The sequence below is a fragment of the Acinetobacter sp. H1(2024) genome (assembly GCF_046557555.1).
Taxonomy (GTDB): domain Bacteria; phylum Pseudomonadota; class Gammaproteobacteria; order Pseudomonadales; family Moraxellaceae; genus Acinetobacter; species Acinetobacter seifertii.
Map to the genome: position 1 here is coordinate 36,527 of NZ_JBKGFO010000008.1, position 21,601 is coordinate 58,127.

Here is a 21,601-nt window from a genome sequence, read left to right on the forward strand (position 1 = left end):
CATTTGCTTATTCCCACTCAATCGTTGCTGGTGGTTTAGATGACACGTCATATACAACACGTGATACATCTTTAATTTCATTCATAATACGCGTTGAGATTTTATCAACCAATTCGTATGGTAAATGTGCAAAACGAGCTGTCATAAAGTCAACCGTTTCAACCGCACGAAGTGCAATTACCCATGCATAACGACGACCATCACCTACTACACCAACTGACTTAACTGGCTGGAACACAGCAAATGCTTGAGCTGTTTTGTCGTACCAGCCGCTGTCGCGAAGCTCTTGCATGAAGATGTCATCAGCAAGACGAAGAATATCTGCATATTCTTTTTTAACCTCACCCAAAATACGAACACCTAAACCAGGGCCCGGGAATGGATGACGGTAAATCATGCTGTGTGGCAAGCCAAGTGTAGTACCTAACTTACGTACTTCGTCTTTAAACAAGTCACGTAAAGGTTCAACCAATTCAAACTCTAAATCGTCAGGTAAACCACCCACGTTGTGGTGAGATTTAATAACGTGTGCTTTACCTTGTTTGCTTGCAGCAGATTCGATTACGTCTGGGTAAATCGTGCCTTGTGCCAAGAATTTCACGCCATCAAGTTTACGTGCTTCTTCAGCAAATACTTCGATGAATTCACGGCCAATGATCTTACGCTTTTTCTCTGGATCAACTTCACCAGCCAACGCAGTTAAGAAACGTTGTTCAGCATCTGCACGAATCACACGGATACCCATGTTTTCAGCAAACATTTGCATCACTTGGTCACCTTCGTTTAAACGAAGTAAGCCATTATCAACAAATACACATGTTAACTGGTCGCCAATTGCTTTGTGTAAAAGCGCAGCAACAACAGATGAGTCAACACCACCAGAAAGACCTAAAAGAACTTTTTCATCACCGATTTGCTGACGTAATTGTTCTACACGTAAATCGATAATGTGTTCAGGTGTCCAAAGGCCACCACATCCACAAATTTTATGAACGAAGTTTGCAAGTAACTCTTCACCTTTTGCCGTGTGCGTTACTTCTGGATGGAATTGCACGCCATAGAAACGACGCGCTTCATCACTTACAGCAGCAACTGGACAGCTTGGTGTGCTTGCAGTAATCGTAAAACCTTCTGGAATCTGGCTCACTTTATCGCCGTGGCTCATCCAAACATGAAGTTGGTTTTCACGGTCTTGTAAGTTACCAATAAGTTGGTCACGTTTAACGATATCAACTTCGGCATAACCAAACTCATGTACAGTACCCGGCTCAACTTTACCGCCTAACTGTTCAGACATGGTTTGTAAACCATAGCAAATACCCAATACTGGAACGCCTAATTCAAACACCACCTGTGGTGCTCGTGGGCTGCCCTCTTCATGCACACTCTCAGGTCCACCTGACAAAATAATACCGTTTGGGTTAAAAGCACGAATGTCTTCTTCAGACATATCAAAGGCATACATTTCAGAGTAAACACCAGCTTCACGTACACGACGTGCAATGAGCTGACTATATTGAGAGCCGAAATCCAGAATCAGGATACGATCTTCAGTAATTTGAGTATTGGTAGTCATGACAAACCACTAAATGGCAAAAGAATTAAGCGCGCCATTTTAACATTTTTCACGCTTCGGCGCACCGCAAATCATCATATATCTTGTTTTTTTCATATCATAATCATTTTGATATTTAGATTGATTGATATAAATACAAATTTATTGATATTTATCAATGTACTGTATACCGCTTAAAATCTTCATACACATTGATAAATTCATCACATTCTATGCAACATCCTCATGAATTTGATGTTAAGATGACCCGATAAAACAGGCATTACCATGGAAAGGTAAATACCATTAAGCGATATTTGTCTGTCCTTAAACAGTGATCCGTTTTTTATGGCTTGTTGCCCCATATCAAAATCAATAGAAATCTAAGGAACAACAATGCTTCAAACTATGATTGCAGATTTCCAGCAACATTTTTGGTTGTATGTCTCTATTCCTTTCATGAGTGGTTTAATTGGCTATGTCACTAAAGTGATTGCCATTCAAATGATGTTCTCACCACTTGAGTTTAAAGGTATTAAACCGTTTTTTGGCTGGCAAGGTATTGTACCTCGTAAAGCTGAAAAAATGGCAACCATTGCTGTTGAACTCATGACAGCCAAGCTTATTAAGCCCGAAGAAATTTTTGCTCGTCTTGACCCAAAGCGTATTGCCAAAGAAATTGAAAAACCATTAATGGCAGCAGCAGAAGATATTACGCGTGAAGTTGCGCAAGAGTATCAACCCGGTTTATGGGAAGGTATGCCTGAGTTTGCCCGTCAAAGACTGATCCGCAGAGTGCAATCAAAAGCACCGGAAATTGTCGAGCACATCATGAGTGAAGTGCAACGTGACGTAAATCGATATTTTGATATTAAGCATTTGGTGATTAGTAATTTGCTTAAAGATAAGCGTTTACTCAACAATATTTTTAAACGTGTAGGCAAACAAGAATTTAAATTTTTCAGTAACGTTGGCTTTGTATTCGGTTTTGGTATTGGTGTGATTCAGATGCTGTGCTGGATTATCACGCAAGGTAAATATCCTTGGATGCTACCGATGTTTGGTGGATTTGTAGGATTTTTCAGTGACTGGATTGCGCTGCAAATGATGTTTAGACCGCTCTATCCTAAAAAGATATTGGGCTATACATGGCAAGGTCTGTTTATTAAACGTCAGAATGAAGTAGCAGCTGACTACGCAGCCTTGATTTCCAAACAGCTTTTAACTTCACGTCATATGATGGAAGAGCTATTTTCCGGCACTCACTCTGCACGTGTGATTGACTTGGTGAACCGCCATGTTAAACAGGAAATTGATATGCAGGCAGGTGTCATTCGTCCACTTGTTGTATATGCAATTGGTGGAGAAAAATACCAGAATATGAAAACACAAGTTGCAGAACGTATTATGCAACAACTGCCAGAGACCATGAAATATGTTGAGTCTTATGCAGAAGATGCGATGAATATTCGCAGTACTTTAATTGAACGTATGCAAAAATTAACACCATCCGAATTTGAAGGTATGTTACGTCCTGCGTTTAAAGAAGATGAGTGGGCACTCATTGCAGTAGGTGCAGTACTTGGCTTTGTTGTTGGTGAGCTACAAATCCAGTTTATGCTCTAACTTTAAAAACCCAGAGATGAAAAAACCGGATGAATTGCTCATCCGGTTTTTATTTTGTCTTGAATATTATTTTTCAATTGCATGGTCTAGGCTAATACGTCCAGCACCGTGAAGCATTAGGAAGAATAATCCCCCTGCCATTGCAAAATTTTTCATAAAGTGGATGCTATTATTATATTGCGCTGCTGCATCAGCCCCACCTTGGTGGAACAAGAACGCCGTCAAAATACTAAAGATTCCAAGACCAAAAGCTGCAAAACGTGCTTGGAAACCAAATAACAAAGCTAAACCACCACCAAACTCAACCAGAATGACTAATGGTAGAATTCCACCAGGAACCCCCATAGCTTCCATATAACCTGCTGTTGCTGCGTAACCGGTGATTTTTCCCCAGCCAGCAACAAGGAAGATATACGCAATAAGTACACGAGCAACCAGACTAATAAAACTGTCCGCACCTGTTTGCGTTACGATATTTTTGACCACCACATTTGGATTAAACATACAGCCACCTTTATTTAAATGCTTATTTGTTGATGAACTCATTCTAGGTTTGGGACATTGATAATTAAATACTCAAAATCCATATATATCGTTGCACAAATAGGATGATTAATTTGTATCTTTTTGATGTTCTATACTGACTTCCTATAGGCACACTGCTAGGATTTGAGCACGGTTTATCACTTAGCTATCTCATGGAACTTCTTGATTTTATTCTACACGTTGACCAGCATCTCGCCGAATTTATTACAAATTACGGAGTCTGGATTTATGGCATATTATTTTTAATTATTTTTGTCGAAACCGGTTTAGTGGTCATGCCATTCTTACCGGGCGATAGTTTATTATTTGCAGCAGGTGCTTTAGCGGCATCTACAGGTAAGATGGATCCATGGTTGCTAGGTACTCTGCTCTTTATTGCTGCAGTTCTAGGTGACACAGTCAACTATCATATTGGACGTTTTATCGGTCCACGTGTGTTTGAAATGAACTCTAGATTCATTAATAAGCAGCACTTAACCAAAACTCAAGAATTCTTTGCCCGCCATGGTGGTAAAACGATTATTTTTGCTCGATTCATTCCATTTGCCCGCACCTTTGCTCCTTTTGTGGCAGGTGCTGGTAGCATGAATTATAAGTTTTTCCTGACATATAACTTAATTGGAGCATTCTGTTGGGTAGCTTCTTTTGTAACCTTAGGTTATCTATTTGGAAATATGCCAATCGTTAAAGATAACTTTACCCACCTTATTTTCGGCATCATTATTATTAGTGTTCTACCAGGTATTATCGGCTTTATACGTGAGAAGTTAAAAAACCGTAAAGCCAACGTTTAAAGCTTCTTTTAGAAGAAACGGAATACCACCGGAAGCATACATAAAATGAGTAACATGGCCGATCCTTTATATAAATGATCGGCTTTTATTTTTTGCATTGAACCTGTCAATAAAGCACGACCAAAAATCATCCAGAAACTCGCCGCAGGAATAAGCGTCAATGTAAAAGCCGCAAAGACCATAAGAAAATTTTCAGGCGAATTCCATGTTTCGGCAGGAAAAATACCGGCTGCAAACAGTAAGGACTTAGGATTTTTTAAAGTGGAGAAGAATAACTGACGTGGGCGAATATTACGATGGTTCTGACTAAACTGCTGTAAATGCATAGTTTTCCATAAACGAAATGCCATCCAGAACACATATAACACACTGGTAATATGCAAAATGAGCAGTAGCGCAGGCCAAACTGGAGCTGCTAAATGAATAAAGACAGCCCAAAAGCTAATCCCATAGGCATAACCTAACCATTGCATTGGAATAAGCCAGAATGTTTTAGATAAACCTTGTGAATGAGCGGCGGTTGCAAGTAGTGCGTTTGTCGGCCCAGGAATAAGCAAAACAGCCAACATTGCTAATACAAAAAACCAGCTTTCAATCATAAAGTTTCCACATTGGTAAAGATGGGGCCACCTTAAACGAAATAGACAAAATATAGCAAGTTAAGAGCATAACTTGGCGAGAAAAAATACAAGTATCATTGTAACTATTTTCAATTAAAATGCTGATTTATATTTATTTTATTATGAAACATTTTGCTAAAATTTAATCATCACAATATGCTTTGACTAGCATATTGTGATGCAAATTTGATTATTAATTCGCCTTTTTGCGAACAGTAATTGGACAATTTTTAAACTGAGCTGCCTGAACAATTGCTTCTTGTTGGCCTAAAACACGTGAAAGTTCGGTGTTCTTGGTTGAAGAAGATTGCCCCATATTAACAGAGATGGATGGACCGAATCCCCAACCGCCTCGTCCCCAGCCACCACCAAGTCCAAGCCCAACGCCCATACCTGTACTTTTTGGAGTTTGTACGCCATTGTCGATATATTGTTGAATACGGTTATATTCACTTTGCAGTTGTTGGCAACTCAAAGATTGATACTGTGTCGGAGACACATAAGTCGGTTTTACCGTTGTAGCACAAGCGCCAAGAAGTAACGTGGCTGCCACCAAAGGCGCAATATATAAGCCTTTCATCATTTTTCTCTTATCGTTTTGGCTCAATCTCACCAAATAATGTCTCATAAGCCTGAGTCAATTTATGTTCTGGTGCCAAATGGGCCAAAGGTAAATTTTTCTGATGCGATTCTTTCATTAAAATTGAAGGCGGTAACATGCTATTGAGCACAGGTAACCCTTCATCTTTCAACTGCTGGACCACTTCCCGAGGTAATTTTGCTTGGGATTGGAACTGGTTCACCACAATTCCTTCAATTTCCAAGCGATCATTATGATCATCTTGCGTTTCGAGAACATTTTCAATCAATGTTTGTAACGCACGCTTTGAAAAGACATCACAGTCGAAAGGAATAAGGACTTTATCTGCTGCAATTAAGGCGGACAACGTGAAAAAGTTAAAAGCCGGTGGTGTATCGATATAAATACGGTCATAACGCCCAATTAAGCTTTGAATAGAATCTCGCAATTTATAAATTTTATGCTTGCTTTCAAGTGCATGCTCAAGTGCACCAAGCGTAGGGCTTGCTGGAAGTACATCTAATTTATCAAAGGATGTCGAGTGCACAAAACTGTCGAGGTCTTTGTTACGAGGGGCTTTTAAAATTGAGCCTAATGCATTACCAATTAGACCTTTTTGTTGATTATTCCCCAGCACATCTTCAAAGAAGTTTTCAATATTTGGTTCTAAAACGGCTTTATCAGCAGCATATGTTGCTTCTTCGCCTAAAAGGTATTGGCTAGAGTTGGCTTGAGGATCAAGGTCAATCACCAAGGTCCTAAAGCCATGTTTGGCACTAATCGCAGCCAAATTTACAGTAATACTTGATTTCCCTACACCGCCTTTTTGGTTAAATACCACACGAGTTAACATGTTTCCCTCTGCATATTTTTTATTGTATGCAGTTTAACCTAGAGCTTAAGCAAAAAGGCAAAGAATGTAGAACAATTAAGCAAAAACTGGTTTCACAACAACCAAAATAATAATGGCAATAAATGCGACTGCACTAATAGCTAAACCTGCGCGGCGCTGTGCCAATAAAATAGTGTCATCCTTTTTAAAAGCCTTCATTAGTGATGATAACAGCACTAAAAATAAAATAATTTTCGCGTAAAACCATGGTTGGACCTGAAAGTTCTTCATTACCAGTAAAATTGCACCCGTAATAAAAACCACAGTAAAGGATAAATGCTGCAAAGCAACTAATGCTTTACGCCCTGCTGGGTTAGGTTGTTGCCCCTGAACACCAATAAATAGTGTAGAAGCGCGTAAAACAAACACCATAAGTGCGGCAGCCACCGCAGTCATATGAATAATTTTAGTGACTAAATGTGCATCCATGAAAGTTAACCCTTAGCTTTTAGGTGCATGTGCACATTCTGGGCTCGCTGGCGCTTGACCTTGCCACTCACTTGGCAAATAAGCATGAATTGCTAAGGCATGGATTTGACCTGGATTCATTAAATCAGAAGCCAACGCATACACTTTTTGATGACGTTGAACCAAACGCAAGCCGTTAAACTCTTCACTTACCACAATCACTTTAAAATGTGATTCTTTACCTGGGAAATAACCACCGTGGCCAGCAGACTCGTTAATAACTTCCAAATAGCTAGGTGCAAGGGTTTTTAACCGTTCAATCAACTGTTGTTCAAGGCTCATAGCTTTTCCTTTTACGATTATTCATATATTTAAACCTAGTATACCCTGTCTACGTACAAACAAAAGTTGCTCTTGTATGCTTTGACTTCAAACAAAATGTCTATTTATTCGGCAACTTATCGATAAAAATAGCTCTAAATGCTCATTTCTGTTTTTATTTTATGCAATCAGCATAATTATTTGCATAAAGTTGTTGACCCTTGTTTTGCTTAATGTATTATAAGCGGCACGCGGGAATAGCTCAGTTGGTAGAGCATAACCTTGCCAAGGTTGGGGTCGCGAGTTCGAGTCTCGTTTCCCGCTCCAAATTGGTTTTTTTTGAGAAAGTTTTAGTAAAAACTGCTCATATATGCGGGAATAGCTCAGTTGGTAGAGCATAACCTTGCCAAGGTTGGGGTCGCGAGTTCGAGTCTCGTTTCCCGCTCCAAATTTAAAAGGCCCTAGTCGAAAGACTAGGGCCTTTTTCTTTCTATCGATTCTTATTTTTGTACTCTATCGATTCACAGCATAACTTACTGAGAAGAACTCAATTCAATTCCAACGAAAGACTTTCTACTTCCTATCAGATTCATATTTTTAAATCGTCAGTTATAACGATTAAATCTAGTTATATTTGCAAAGCAATGGAGTAATTTGGTGCGTAGATATACACGGCAGTAATTGGAAACATTCCATATTAAAGCGTTCTATATTGTGGCTCTGCTGTAAACATATGGAAAAGATAAAATTGCAATCATAGATATAGCTTTGAAAATGATATTGTTCTGTGTTTTGAGCATAATGAGTTGCATCAAAAAACTGTATATGTTCAGAAAAGACATGGAAATTAAGCTTCTTTAAATGGCTGCTCATTCCATGACCAGTACATTTAATATAGGATTCCTTTAAGGTCCATATTTGAAAAAACCGCTGATATACGCTGAATGGATCAGTACTTTCATTTTCCTGAATCCAGTCTATTTCACTCAGCGCTAATACACTGTCGACACGCCTCCATTCGAACTCTCGATTCACTCGTTCAACATCGACGCCTATTTCTCCTTCTTCAGTCACAGCAAGGACAATAACATCCGCTGAGTGGCTAAGATTAAAATAAATAGTCTTACCGCCTTGTACAAAAGGTTTGCCGTTCGGTTGTAATTGAATATTGACTTGATGGGGTGAAATACCCAGTTTATCTGCTAAAACAGACTTCGTTAAGACACGAGAAATCAAGAAAAGACGTGCTGCTTGAGGAAGATATTGATCATATCTCAACTTTTCTGCTGCATTGAGAAAGCTGAGATAATGACTCAATATCACATGATCTTGTGGTACCCGTGAAACTGGGCAAACAAAAACTTTTACTTGGGCTATATTAGACATCACTAAGCTGTGCTGTAGTACTGATGTATTTAGTTAGAACTGGTGTGAGATAATCATAAACTGCTTCTACATGGGTCACATGCGGATTATGACCTGCACCAGCAATGCTATGTACAGGAATATTAGGACTGATTGTAGTAACAAGTGGATCCTTCTCTCCAACAATGATTTCAACTTTAGAGCTAAGCTCGTTTAACAAAGCTGTTTGAGATGCTCGCTGCTGAGGCAAACTAATACGGTGCATATACTCACTAATATGCTTGGCTACCGACACCCGGCGTAATGAATCCATCGCATAACCAACAGATGGATTTTTTTGCCCCTCTGGATGTAAGTCTTTAGCAATCACATCTTTCGGCACAAAACGGAAAATCAGATTAGATACCGCTTGTATCTGAAACATTTTAGCAGCCTGTGCCTGAACAAAATAAGGCGATATGAGAATAAGACGTGCAACTTTATCTGGGTATTTCTTTGCAAGGTTCAATGCAAAGAGACATCCTAGCGAGTGGGCAACCACAACACTATTTGGCGCTAAAAGCTTTGCAGCAGTATCAATAAACTGATGATTGTTATCTTCAATCACCTCATAACTACCCGAACGCCCAAGTCCGGGTAAGTCCATCATAGCAACCTGATCGTATGTAATTTTATTGATAATTGGAGACCAACATGCGCTATCAAATGGAATACCGTGTAAAAATAATACAGAAGATTTTTCCGAACCAACTGACTGTTTAGTATAGATTTCTGTCCAATATCGGTTTTGATAACTAAAAGAATTAGGTGTTGAAACTTGCATACGACCAAAGCGTGTAAGCACCAGACGATCAATCCAACGAGAAAAATAAGGAGTGACATTGATCAAGTGCGCGATGCCCATCTTCGCTGCCATCGCCTCTGCCTGATCAACATGGTAGTGCTCAGTAGAAATGAAAGAGAGTTGTTCTTTAGAACCGTCAAGTAATACTTCAGGTAGTTTTTCTAATAGACCTTTAGGTAGCTGTAAATGTGGTGAGCTAACCCCTAAATGCTCGGCAGCGAGGTGAACTAGGCGATGAAATTTCGGTGTCTTAGGATCAAGCAGCATATACTCCTGAGCAATCGTCTCAGGATAAGACATCGTTCGAATCAAAAAGCTCACGATATACTGCATATTGCATAGTGGCAGAAATGTGTCACGGCCACCAGGCAGTGCCAGTAGACGTCCCTGATAGAGCTTATCAATCATGTCAGCAATACCAATATATTGCATATCACCATAATTATAAAAACCATCAATGACTGTGGCTGGATTTATTGCAGTCCATGGCACATTTAAACGCTTACAAGCCTCAATGAAAGCTTGATAACCCAAAATTTTTGAAGCTTCATAGCCACCATGTTTGCAATACAACTCATCAGCCGACTCTTGTGGCGGAGCAGCCACACGATATCCACCAATCCAGATAAATCGCTCAAGCTGCTTCAATGTTGCGGCCCATTCAATCAAGGCGAGTCCTGACTTAACATTTGTACGCTCAGCTTCAGCTTTGCTAATACCCCAATTAAATGACGCTGCAAGATGATAAATTACATGGATCTTTGCCTGAGCATCCGCTAGCAGAGAGTCCAGCTTAAAATCACGGCTCAAATCATATTCAACAAATGAAATAGATGGATCAGCAAGCCCTTCTGTTGCAATAAAACCTAGCAGCTTATCTTTCTTAGTTGCAGCATTACGTAGTGCAGCAATGACTTGGTGACCCTCACGCAAAAGATCAACCACCAGTCTGCTGCCAATAAAACCTGCTGCACCTGTTACTAATATGGTCTTCCGTGAAAAATTATCTTTTTTTGCGTTCTTTAAATTATCCATAAGTCACCTTATTAGGGCTGGGCAATCCAGCATTGTTTTGGAGCGAATTATCTTAAAAGTTATATCGGATCTGGGCATAGACCAGACTGTTATCTCTAAATTGTCCTAACACCGTATCATTTTTGCCCCAGAAGCGATCTCCACCTGCATTCAACTGCCAGTGATCATTGAGGTTGTAGTTAATACGCACTCTCAATAACTCATTAGGCTCTGGTGCAAAATAAAACCCTGTAAACTCTAGCTTTAGGTTGTCATTCATTAGGTTAAGTGCATAACGCAGCATAGCCCCATACTGATTCTGTTGATACTGGTCACTGATGGTTTGCTGATAACGATAAACTTCTCTCAATAATGGATCTGTTAAGCTGTCGGCAGACCTTACATCCTCTGTATGTTTGTACACGCCCATTAAACTCAGCGTGGAATTTTTTAATGACAATTCTGGACCCACAACCACAGTTAAATTATTTTTTTTGTGTGTAAGATCTTCATTGCCATCCGAGTCAGTCTTTGTATAAGCAGCTTCACCTCTCCATACGATATCATTATGGTTATAACTGAAATCTACTCCATAGACAGACATAGGATTATTTTTCAGTTGTAATGTTGCCCCTGTTGGAGATAACGACTGTAGTGACAAATCAGGCATGTGATCCAAACCTGAAAAATACGATGCCCCGACATCTAGACCATCTACAGAATAATCCCAACGTACTGCAAACATAGGACGACTCTTACGGTCTATGTCATACTGAACACCAGCAATCTGACGCAATGGAATCACATCTGAACGACTACGCGGATACCACAATGCGGTCCATTTATTAGTTCCAGATTCAGGAATATACGTCAATTTGAGTGCATCATTTCCAAGACGTTGATCTGTCTCATCTGGTACTAGACGCGTATAGTCACGAGGCGAGAGATTATCCGTTGGGTTAATGCCATCAGCCCTTCCCCAGATGACAATCTGACGACCAACATCAACATAAACGGTCTGATCCCAGTTATAAGAGGCATATAACTCACGTAAGTTACGGTTTACCTTACTCACTTGATCTGGGTTCACAGTATGGTCCGTTTCGTCTGCAATCACTATGTCGTAATGCAGCTTAAATGCAGGGTTAAACTTGAGCGTACCATTGGACCAGAAACTTGCCTGTCCAATGTTTTTTAACGAACTTAAATCACGATCTGATGACCACACATCGAGTCTGGCTGAGTTCTGGCTAACAAAACTAATTTCACTGTCATCTGCATAAGCATGCTGCAGTAGCATAAAGCTACTACAGCATGCAAACACCCAATAGGCACCTTGCGTCATTTTTCAAGGCTCTGCGGTGAGAAAAGCTTATCGGATAAAGTTTTTTCTGCCACAAAATCATTGACGATCACTTGCGTCATATGTTGAGTTTGCAGATTTTTCGCCATAGATTTCATAGCCTGCCATCTTGGTTTCACTTTGCCGTAAGGACGGATATCGGTGAACTCAATGTGTTTTAAAGGCTTACCTGCTGTATCCCAAATGTCGATGGTTGCTGTAACAAAGTTATCTTTGAGTATGCACATACGACGTTTGCTATAACCAAAGTCACTCTTCACAGTATTGTTAATTGGCGTTGCTTCAATCATGTAGCAATCTTTACCATTAAATTTGCCATCTGCCAGTTTCGTGTACTTCCAGTCACTGAGCTTATAGCCAAGCACATCACCATAACTAAAGTCCGTACCAATAAAAGCATCACCTTTATTCGCTGATGCAAGACGGCGTACTTTTTTCAATGCAGGCAAATAGACAAACATACTATCGCTACCTTTCGCATTTTCAATTAACAGCGTCGTGGTTCCTTGAACATCTGCTGGCGAGATGAACTCAGTCAAACGCATGTTGTTCTGAGTATTTCCAGCAAGCTTGGTCATATTTTTAGTTAAACGTACACGTTGCTCGCCATTTTTAGAGGTCAAAATAAATTTGGCGCTAGCGGTTGAAGACAAGAATTTAGAGGCATCATCACTACGATTAACAATGTCTTGAACCTCATCTGCATGAGATGTTTTAGGTAATGAAAAAGTGAGTGCTGTACCCAACAAAAGGCTTGTCACAACTGTTTGTGCAACAGGAATGCTCTTCTTATTTGAAGAAAAGATAAAACGAGGTTTCAACATCAGAATCATTGTAGGTACCATAATTAAGGTTGCAAATACACTGAACAGCATCGCAATCACAATAAACATTGCGAGCCATTGATGAACGTGGAAGCCTTGTGATAAGGACAATACGCCATACCCACCGGCAACCGCAGTCGCGACAAAAAGAGATGCCTTACCAGCAGTACTTAAAGTTTTACGAATAGCGTCTTTGATATCGCCACCTTCTTCGCGCAAGATTTCACGCAAGCGGTAGAGGAAGTAAATGGCATAATCCGCACCAATACCTACAGCCATGGCCGAGATGAGTGAGTTTGGAATATTGAGCGGAATGTCGAGCCATCCCATCACACCAAAGATGGCAAGAATTGAGAACAGAAGTGGTGTAAGAACAATCAGTCCAGCTGAAATCGAACGGAAAACCAATGCTGAAATAAAGAATACGGCAAATGAAATTTGTAAAATGTTCATGAGCTTGCCGTGAACCATTGTTTCAGTTAAGGCAATGGTCTGCGTCACATCACCACCAAAACTTACTACAGCCTTATCACCCAATTGACCCGCCATATACGTTTTTAGCGACTCAAGGATTTCTTTAATGCGATGATTACTGCCTGTTTTCAGAAGAACAGTGATCTTGGCATAACGCTGAGTGGTATCAATATATGAATCAAAATCAGTCGGCTCACCAGACATTGAATACAACAGCAGATACTGAGCAACGACATCTTTGGTTGCAGGAACCTGAAATGCCTGTGGCTGATCAGCATTCATTGCCTGATTCATTCGTTTGATATAGTCCACGATAGAGATGGTTTTACCGACCTCTGGAATTGAGTTTGCGAACTTTTCTGTATTATCAATCGCTTTTAGGATTTCAGGGTTTTCAATACCATCACGAACCTTCGTATCAACCATAATATAAAGGCTGTTTGTGCCACCAAGAGACTGATTCAAGAATCTGTCGTCTTGCTGCATTGGTAAGTCGCGAGCGAAGAAATTACGGCTATCGTTGTCTACCACAATACGGCTCGTGCCAATAGCAAGAAAGACGCCCATTGCCGCAATCGCAGCCATTAACATCATTCGTGGACGAACCGACAAAATGACATCACCAATACGGTTTGGAATCCAATCCCAGATCGGCAAGCCTTTGCGTTTGACGTTCACAACCGAAGGCGGTGGCAACATTGAGCGAAGTGCCGGAATAAAAGTCATCTCAATCACCAGCGTACTGATGATCCCGATTCCTGTAAAAATACCGAATGAACGAATCGTTGGAATATTGAAAGTCAACAATGAGAAGAAACCAGCCGCTGCAATACCACCAGCCAATACCATAACTGGACCCACACGAACCAAAGACTGCACTACAGCTTCGCTATTGGCAGCTTTAGGCTCCATCCCTTGAGCAATCAGACGATCAAAATCTTCATAGTAGCGCTTGAGCAACTGCACGGCGTGCCCTGCCGCAATAGCTAAAATCAGAATCGGCGTAGGCGAGTTAAAGATATCCATTGGCTGTTTGAACAAGCCCATCATGCCCATACCCCATGCCACAGCCAACAAAGCTGTAACGAGTGGCAGAATCAAACCTTGCTTGCTGCGGAATGCTTCAAAGTGCAATAAACCAATCACCAATACAGCAATCGGGAACAAGATGTTGATACGTTTAGAGTAATCTTCAGCTTTATCCAGATACACAGGATTACCACCGACACTGATGGTCATATCTTTAGATTGTTCGCTCTCTACGATTTTGTTGATTGGGCCCATCATTTTCTGGAAGCCCTCTGGACTTTCCTCAAGCTCAAGCAAAATCGCAGCAGTTCTTTGATCTTTCGATACCACTGAATTCATATAGGTTGGATTCAGTGCCAGTAGTTTTTTCAGGTGATCGATATCCTCCTGAGTCACTGAACTACTCGGCAATAGTTTCTTGGCATCGAACCCTTCTGCATTCGCCTCGATACCTTTTGCCTGACGTGCAGCCAGACTCATCATAGTTGAGCGAACTACACCAGGTGCATTATCCACTTCTTCGGTAATGCGTTTGACTTTCTCCAATACTTGCGGCTGATAAATATCACCCTGCTTCGGTGTAATACCGATCACAACCATATATTTGGAGCCGAATTTCTTTTCAATCAGCTTGGTCGAGGCAATATAAGGATGCCCCTTAGGCGCAAGTGCATCTGGGTCAATAATAATTTTTACGCCAGATGCCAGATACGCTAGAGCAAGTGTTAAGAGCATCACCACAGTCAACACAATACGACGATGGCTAAGAATCCAACGTGCGTATTTCTCCATTACTTGTTGAGTCTTACGAGGTGGTTTACTGCTCTCGATAGTTGGTTTATTTTCATTGCCAACCGACTCATAGGCTTCACCCTTTTGAGCCAATGCTTGAAGATTATCGACATCTTTCTTGAACTGAGCGAGTACCATCTTTTTTAGTAGCGCTGGCGGCAATACACCAAAAAAGCTACCCGGCTCTGCCTCAAACACCCATTCAATCCACGTACCTTCTGCATGTGGTTTGAAACGGTAAGTACCAGTGTAGTGAAAGGGTCCTTCCACTACTTTAAACGCATACAATTCGTTCGGTACCAGATGTGTAATTTCACCTTTAAAGGACATTTCACGACCAATAAAGCTAAAACCAATCTCGTACTTACTGCCCACACGCGGAGTACTGTCTAGCAGTTCAGAATGCTTACATGACAATTGCCAACCTGCATCATTGGCCGGGTTTGCAAGGTAGTTGAAAACCTTGTCAATCTCGGCCGGTATGAGGAAAGCATGTTCTATGGTCACCATAGTGGTTCTACCTTCTTGTATTTCTTATGCAGGAATTGGGTACATCTGATCAATGGTCTGGGCTACAGCCACGACATTCTCAGCGTACATAATTGATGAATGGTCACCAGGCAAATCCACTTGTGTAAACGTTTCTTTGACCAGTTGATCCCAACCTAGACTTTCTCCGAAGTCTTCCTGCTCATCTTTGGCCTTGACCAGTAGAATTGGAAAATCTTCAGGATCTGGGAAATAGGTCTGGAGTGCGATGCCATTCGCCAAATAGGTATCAAAGTAAAGTCGGAAATCTGATGGATCAGCATCTAACGGTAGAACATTGATGGCCTTAGCTTCTTTAAGTACATGATCAAACATTTGATCTGGACTCAATTCACGCAAGTATTGCGCTGGGATCGTTAACTTTTTGCCATAAGGTGCAGCTAAATCACGGGCGAACCAAGACAAAAGCATGGCATCGTCGGCATCTTCAGGCACATTTTCTGGAATTGGAGCACGAGTATCGATCATGACAATACCTGTGACCTGTTGCCCCATTTGACGCAACTGACGACTGATCTCATACGCAATCGCCCCACCGAAACACCAGCCACCGAGGAAATAAGGGCCTTGAGGCTGCATCTTTTGCATTTCAGCAATATAGAGCGTCGCCATTTCTTCAATCGCCACTTCCGCAGCATCGGCTTCAATCAGTCCAGGAGATTGAATAGCACGTAAGGTACGATTCGGGTTGAGGTGACGCGAAAGCTCCATATAACAGAAGGTACTGCCACCAATTGGATGGAACAGCCACAGCGGTTGTTCATAAGTTCCACGGCGTAGTTCAATTACGATAGATGGCTTAATTTCTTTATTTTCGCGAATGATCTCACTCAGACTCGCCACAGTGGAATATTGTGCCAACAAAGCAACTGACAGTTCGGTACCGAAAGCCTTTTTAAGATGGTTGACAAGCTTCACAGCTAATAAAGAATGCCCACCTAATTCAAAGAAATCATCGTGTATACCAACTCGCTTGACCGACAAGATCTGTTCAAAGGTAGTACACAATTCGATTTCGATCGGATCACGCGGTGCAACATAATCATTGCTCTGCTCAAAGATCGGCTCAGGAAATGCCTTACGATCCAACTTATTGTTGGCCGTCATTGGAAATTCATCCAATCGGATAAACGCACTTGGCACCATATAAGCTGGAAGATGGATTTGCAGGGTCTTTTTTAAACCAGCAATATCAAGCTCTTGTCCAGTTACATACGCCACCAGTTTCTGGTCGCTGTCAGCTGTGGTCTTAACCAGCACTACCGCATCTGTGATACCGTCGATCTGTTTGAGAACATTCTCGATTTCACCTAGTTCAATACGGAATCCACGGATTTTAACTTGGAAATCTAGACGTCCATGATGAGTCAAACGTCCATCTGTACGCAGGCAGACTTTATCCCCTGTTCGGTAGAGTCGACCAGCATTTGGTAGAGATGGCAATGTTCTAAATTGTGCATCTGTGAGTTCAGGTCGATGCCAGTAATCAACTGCCAGACCATCACCACCAATCCAAAGCTCACCCATAACGCCTGGTGGAACCAAACGCTGCTGCTCATCAAGGACATAAAGCTGGGTATTCGCCAGTGGTTCACCTAAATCAATATACTTTGCATCGGTGATACGAGCTGCACTAGACCACACTGTAGTTTCAGTCGGGCCATAGACATTCCATAGACAACCAACTTTATCCAGCAGTTTTTCTGCAAGAATAGTATCTAGCGCTTCACCTCCACAGAGTGCAGTCAACCCTGCATTGCCGCTCCACTCGCTATCTAAGAGCATTTTCCAAGAAGCCGGTGTAGCCTGTAACACATTGATAAATTTATAATTTATATAGTCTACGAGTTGATTACCATCTTGTGATACTTCACGTGGGCATACATGCACCACACCGCCGTACATAAGCGGAATGAGTAATTCAAGAATTGAAATATCAAATGCATACGTGGTGATTGCTAACAACTGAGTGTCAGCAGTCACTTGCAATCTATCATTCATAGATAGCAAGAAATTGATGATTGAAGGATGCCCAATACGAACACCTTTAGGCTTACCTGTCGAACCTGATGTGTACATCACATAAGCTATGTCACCAAAGGCAAGCGTCTCGCGCACTTTCTCAAGTGCCACAACACCAGCTTGATTGATATCTAAGCGAGGCACAGAACTGTTAAGAGCATCCATTAACTCGGTTTGAGTCAAGATGACTTTAGGTTCGGCATCTTCAATGATGTTTTGTAGACGTTCAGTTGGGAAGTTAGGATCAAGTGGCACATAAGCTGCCCCTGCCGCCCAGATTCCAAGGATTGCTGCTGGCAATAATGCTGTGCGGTCTAACATGAGACCTACACGATCGCCACGTGTAATACCGTGTTCACGCAAATATTCAGCAATACCAGCAATATGTTGACCTAACTCACGATAGCTAACCGCATGATCGTTTGAGGTCAAAGCATGATGATCACCACGATCATCGATCTGCTTTAAAATCATTGCGAATAGATCATGCTGAGCATAATCAGTCGCCTTTCCACGGAGGGCCTCGAACTGGATACCATCTTTATAATCAGGTGCGATATCTAACTCAACGATCTTACGTTCAGGGTGAACCACCATCTCTGATAGTACAGCTTGCAGCAGTTGCACCATATTCTCGGCAGACTGCGCAGAAAATAGATCAGTGTTGTATTTCAATACACCAACGAGTTCACCTTGATATTCACCGCCCATTTCCAGCGTAATATCCAACTGTCCTTCTTGCTGGCGAACCGGAAAACTTCCTAACGTCAAATCTTGTCCAACCAAAGTGGCCGGAGTCTGGATTGGTAGGAGTAGTTCTTTAAACTCATCCATACCACCCAGACGTTCCCAGAACATTCCTATCTGAGCCAATGGATTAATACTGCCATCACGCTTTGGTGAGACAGCTTCAACTACTCTAGAAAAAGCAACTTTTTGATGCTTAAGGCTTTGTCTTAATTGTTCCTGAACCTGCTGGGTAAATTGACGTAAATTCTGGTCTGCATCGATGTCCATGTGAATAGCAATCGTGTTGACAAACTGACCCAATGCATTACGTAAAGAACGTTCAAGTCGACCTGCTACGGGCGTAGCAATGACTAGATTATTTTCATTAGATAGTTTGTGTAGCAGAACATAAAAGCCAGAGAGCACAAGTCCGAATAATGTGATCTCATAATCTTTTGCTAAGTTTACAAGGCCAGATGACACTGACTCAGGCACACGGAAAACTAGTGAACTACCTTTATGTTGCTGTACGGCTGGACGAGGATAATCAAGCGGAATGCTATGCACATGTGGTGCATGCTTCAGTGCATTTTTCCAGAAAATTAAGCTCTCATCAGTATCATCAATCACGCTGCTCTGCTGCTTATCGGCATACTGTGCAAACTCGATTCCGTTCACTGCATCCGACTCTGCAACGAGTCCAAAACGTTTGCTAACGTCTCGCAGCAATAGACCAATTGACCAAAAATCCATGAGCGCATGATGAATCACAAATGCGATTACATAATGATTTTGACCTCGTTCATAACAATGAATACGCCATAACGGTGGCTGAGTCAGGTCAAATGGCTGCTTGGTGTCCTGTTCAACCAATTGCGTCAAATCAGAAGCTTCAATATGACGAGTATCAGAAAAGATGATATTCGGATACACGCGATCCCAGATGAGTTGTTCAATCCCCTGATCATTGGCAGGCATGCTGACACGCAACAGCGGATAATCATGCATTACCGCTTCCAGAATCTCCATCGGCTTGTTACCTAATGGTTGGTTAACCTTCACATCAAAGGCCACCACCATATTGTAGGCACTGCAAGTTGGCTCAAAACGCTGGATATACCAAATGCCAAGCTGCTCTGCAGAAATCGCATGACGCGACAGAACTTCCGGTTCTAGTCGTGCAAGGTTGTTCATGAAGCAACTCCCTGTTGCAACTCAGAAACAAGATATTCGGCCAACGCATTGATTGTTGGGTAATCCCATAAGAGGGTCGGTTCAAGCTCCAGTTTTGTCAGATCTTCTAAGTCCCCAGATACAGACAAAGCAACGATCGAATCAAGACCATAACTGGTAAATTTTTGATCCGGATCAATCGTCTCAGGCTCTACGCGCATTTCTTTGGCTACTAGCGTACGAATAATTGCGCTCCAATAAGCTTTATCTTTATTCATGGGGTAATCTCCTCTTTAACCGGTTTGGCATCACGTGGTGCCAGTGCAAAATCGATGACGGATAACATATGGTTAGTTGAAATTCGGTCTAGCAAATCTGCCAATGTACTTTCACGCAATGACGTCATAGGAGGAGCTGTCTGTCCTTCAGCGGCATTTAAGAAAATGATCAACCATGCTCCATCCTGCAAAGCTGATCTTAGAGCCTTACGGTTAAAGACCCAGAAACCCAGCACGGCAATACGAGCAAATAACTCGGCGTAGCTACGAGCAAGACTAAAGCGCAACGTTTCAAACTCTTTGCTCTGCTCAGAATTTGAGAAGTAATCCTGAATTTTTTGATCTAAAGAACGTTGTTCAACTAGAAGTTGGCCTGCTTGTTCACGTAGCGTAGTAAGTGTCTCAGCAGACAATCCTGCTGTGACATCGGCATCGTTGAGCATTTCGATGATTGTTTCGAGTGATTCCATCACCAAATCACCATCTCGGTTGAAAATCTCAAGCTCGCGGAAATCAATAGCGCCTGTCTCTACCTGCAAGTCATACAACTGGCGATAGCGTGCTTTAGCTTCAGATTGATTGAGATTGTCGGCTTTTTTGCTACGACCTTTATTGGCAGATTTGAGCTGAAAACTCAGACTGTCTAGGCAAACGGTGCTACTACCGTCAAACACACTAACAATCAGATGGTCTCTGAATGCTTTCTGATACATTCCATCCGCATACGCATTTCTTAAGAAAAAGCGTGACCCAAGCACTGAAGAAGTGATCTTGGCAAGCGATTCTACATACTCAGGTACTAGTACTTTCACGATTGGTGACCATGTACTGAACTGATTGATACATACGTGCAAACCACGCGCACCAACAAGCGATAACACCTCAGCCGCTAAAAGGTAGGCATAGGCTGTCGCTAACTGTTCACGTACCAGCGGAATACTGATTACTTTTTTGTTATATAACTCGCGTTCAATAGCAAACTCGGTCGCAATGCGTAGCATCGTATCGCCGGCACCTAGAGAGAAGCTACTGCAATATGCACGTGTTACCTGTAGCGTCTTAAGCCCAAGCTCTAGGCCTTGGCCTTCTTCACCGATCAGGGCATCTTTGTGAATTTCAGCGTTGTTAAAACCAATACCGCTGATATCTAGACCACGCATACCCACTGTTGGTAGTCGGTTCAGGCTATATGTTCCTTTTGAGGCCATATGACGCTTATCGAGCCAGAATGCGCTTAGGCTACGTGGTCCACGATCGTCTGATGTTTTAGCGATCAGACTTAAAGAGTCTCCTAAAGTGGCACGGTTAATTGACCATTTTTCGCCATTTAAAACATATTTACTCTCGGTAGATTGCGCTGTCACTTCACTCGATAGCAGGTCGGCGCCATGGGCTTTCTCGCTATAAGCCAGCGCTGGAGCAGCACCACTCAAAATTCGACTAGCGATGTTTTGGCATTGATTCGCATTACCGCCGATCCAGACAATCACAGACCAAGCATTCGTGCTATAGGTCGAGTTGATAGTTAGATCACGTCGTGCCAGCACGCGATGTAGATATAGCAATTCTTCACCAATTTCCATACGACCTCCAAGCTCTGAAGGTACATAGAAACGGTTCATACCTACCGCATTCAGAAAATCAACAGCACGCTGAGGGTACTGTTCTTTCTCATCACGTTCGATGGCAGCAGACCAAGAAAAGTCGTTGTTAGTATCATGTACGGAGCCTAAAATTTGCTCCAGACGAGCAGCAGATTGAAACTGCCGCAAATTGGACGTAAGTGACATGAATTTTCACTCA

At 41.8% G+C, this 21,601-nt stretch carries 16 protein-coding genes and 2 tRNA genes; 4 read left to right on the top strand and 14 right to left on the bottom strand.

Annotated features, from left to right (window positions below; translation table 11 throughout):
* Positions 1-7: 7 nt before the first annotated feature.
* The gene (guaA, locus tag ACLCEG_RS17200) at positions 8-1,576 is read right to left on the bottom strand and encodes a glutamine-hydrolyzing GMP synthase (RefSeq protein WP_004705956.1); all 1,569 of its coding nucleotides are present in this window, start codon (positions 1,574-1,576) and stop codon (positions 8-10) included.
* Between the two features lie 387 nt (positions 1,577-1,963).
* Between guaA and ACLCEG_RS17205 the strand changes: the two genes are divergently transcribed.
* Complete coding sequence (locus ACLCEG_RS17205) at positions 1,964-3,181, top strand: DUF445 domain-containing protein (protein ID WP_171057791.1); 1,218 nt, start codon at positions 1,964-1,966, stop codon at positions 3,179-3,181.
* 66 nt (positions 3,182-3,247) lie between these two features.
* On the opposite strand, the gene ACLCEG_RS17210 is transcribed toward ACLCEG_RS17205, so the two are convergent.
* Positions 3,248-3,685, bottom strand: coding sequence for a DoxX family protein (locus tag ACLCEG_RS17210; RefSeq protein WP_004705959.1), 438 nt, complete (start codon positions 3,683-3,685; stop codon positions 3,248-3,250).
* A gap of 194 nt (positions 3,686-3,879) precedes the next feature.
* On the opposite strand from ACLCEG_RS17210, the gene ACLCEG_RS17215 reads away from it, so the two are divergent.
* On the top strand, positions 3,880-4,521 hold the full coding sequence (locus tag ACLCEG_RS17215; protein WP_025465185.1) for a DedA family protein: 642 nt from the start codon (positions 3,880-3,882) through the stop codon (positions 4,519-4,521).
* An 8-nt stretch (positions 4,522-4,529) separates the two neighbouring features.
* On the opposite strand, the gene ACLCEG_RS17220 is transcribed toward ACLCEG_RS17215, so the two are convergent.
* The 5 genes from ACLCEG_RS17220 to ACLCEG_RS17240 form a co-directional block, all read right to left on the bottom strand.
* Entirely contained in the window at positions 4,530-5,120 is a 591-nt protein-coding gene (locus ACLCEG_RS17220) for a LysE family translocator (protein WP_410568477.1), read from the bottom strand.
* Positions 5,121-5,334: 214 nt separating this feature from the next.
* Complete coding sequence (locus ACLCEG_RS17225; RefSeq protein WP_410568479.1) at positions 5,335-5,721, bottom strand: hypothetical protein; 387 nt, start codon at positions 5,719-5,721, stop codon at positions 5,335-5,337.
* Positions 5,722-5,731: 10 nt separating this feature from the next.
* Positions 5,732-6,574, bottom strand: a complete 843-nt coding sequence (locus ACLCEG_RS17230; protein WP_019457983.1) for a ParA family protein — start codon at positions 6,572-6,574, stop codon at positions 5,732-5,734.
* A gap of 75 nt (positions 6,575-6,649) precedes the next feature.
* Positions 6,650-7,042, bottom strand: coding sequence for a SirB2 family protein (locus ACLCEG_RS17235; RefSeq protein ID WP_410568481.1), 393 nt, complete (start codon positions 7,040-7,042; stop codon positions 6,650-6,652).
* Positions 7,043-7,054: 12 nt separating this feature from the next.
* Complete coding sequence (locus tag ACLCEG_RS17240) at positions 7,055-7,363, bottom strand: BolA family protein (protein ID WP_410568483.1); 309 nt, start codon at positions 7,361-7,363, stop codon at positions 7,055-7,057.
* Positions 7,364-7,593: 230 nt separating this feature from the next.
* Between ACLCEG_RS17240 and ACLCEG_RS17245 the strand changes: the two genes are divergently transcribed.
* Positions 7,594-7,669: transfer RNA gene (locus ACLCEG_RS17245), tRNA-Gly, on the top strand.
* A gap of 45 nt (positions 7,670-7,714) precedes the next feature.
* A tRNA-Gly gene (locus tag ACLCEG_RS17250) sits at positions 7,715-7,790 on the top strand.
* Between the two features lie 176 nt (positions 7,791-7,966).
* Here ACLCEG_RS17250 and ACLCEG_RS17255 read toward each other — a convergent pair.
* Genes ACLCEG_RS17255 through ACLCEG_RS17285 form a run of 7 tightly spaced genes read right to left on the bottom strand, consistent with a single transcriptional unit; the run spans position 7,967 to position 21,570 of the window.
* Complete coding sequence (locus tag ACLCEG_RS17255) at positions 7,967-8,728, bottom strand: 4'-phosphopantetheinyl transferase family protein (protein WP_410568485.1); 762 nt, start codon at positions 8,726-8,728, stop codon at positions 7,967-7,969.
* Positions 8,721-10,586, bottom strand: coding sequence for an alpha/beta fold hydrolase (locus ACLCEG_RS17260; RefSeq protein WP_410568487.1), 1,866 nt, complete (start codon positions 10,584-10,586; stop codon positions 8,721-8,723). Before ACLCEG_RS17260 ends, ACLCEG_RS17255 begins: the two co-directional genes overlap by 8 nt.
* Positions 10,587-10,638: 52 nt before the next feature.
* Positions 10,639-11,910: a porin gene (locus ACLCEG_RS17265; protein ID WP_410568489.1), complete on the bottom strand. Its 1,272-nt coding sequence runs from the start codon at positions 11,908-11,910 to the stop codon at positions 10,639-10,641.
* The gene (locus ACLCEG_RS17270) at positions 11,907-15,557 is read right to left on the bottom strand and encodes an outer membrane lipoprotein-sorting protein (RefSeq protein WP_410568491.1); all 3,651 of its coding nucleotides are present in this window, start codon (positions 15,555-15,557) and stop codon (positions 11,907-11,909) included. The genes ACLCEG_RS17265 and ACLCEG_RS17270 overlap by 4 nt, the downstream gene beginning before the upstream one ends.
* Positions 15,558-15,581: 24 nt before the next feature.
* Positions 15,582-19,541, bottom strand: a complete 3,960-nt coding sequence (locus ACLCEG_RS17275) for a non-ribosomal peptide synthetase (RefSeq protein WP_410568493.1) — start codon at positions 19,539-19,541, stop codon at positions 15,582-15,584.
* Positions 19,538-19,798 (bottom strand): acyl carrier protein, encoded by a 261-nt coding sequence (locus tag ACLCEG_RS17280; protein ID WP_001030690.1) that lies wholly within the window; start codon positions 19,796-19,798, stop codon positions 19,538-19,540. The genes ACLCEG_RS17275 and ACLCEG_RS17280 overlap by 4 nt, the downstream gene beginning before the upstream one ends.
* Positions 19,795-21,570 (bottom strand): acyl-CoA dehydrogenase, encoded by a 1,776-nt coding sequence (locus ACLCEG_RS17285; RefSeq protein ID WP_410568614.1) that lies wholly within the window; start codon positions 21,568-21,570, stop codon positions 19,795-19,797. The genes ACLCEG_RS17280 and ACLCEG_RS17285 overlap by 4 nt, the downstream gene beginning before the upstream one ends.
* Positions 21,571-21,601 lie beyond the last annotated feature (31 nt).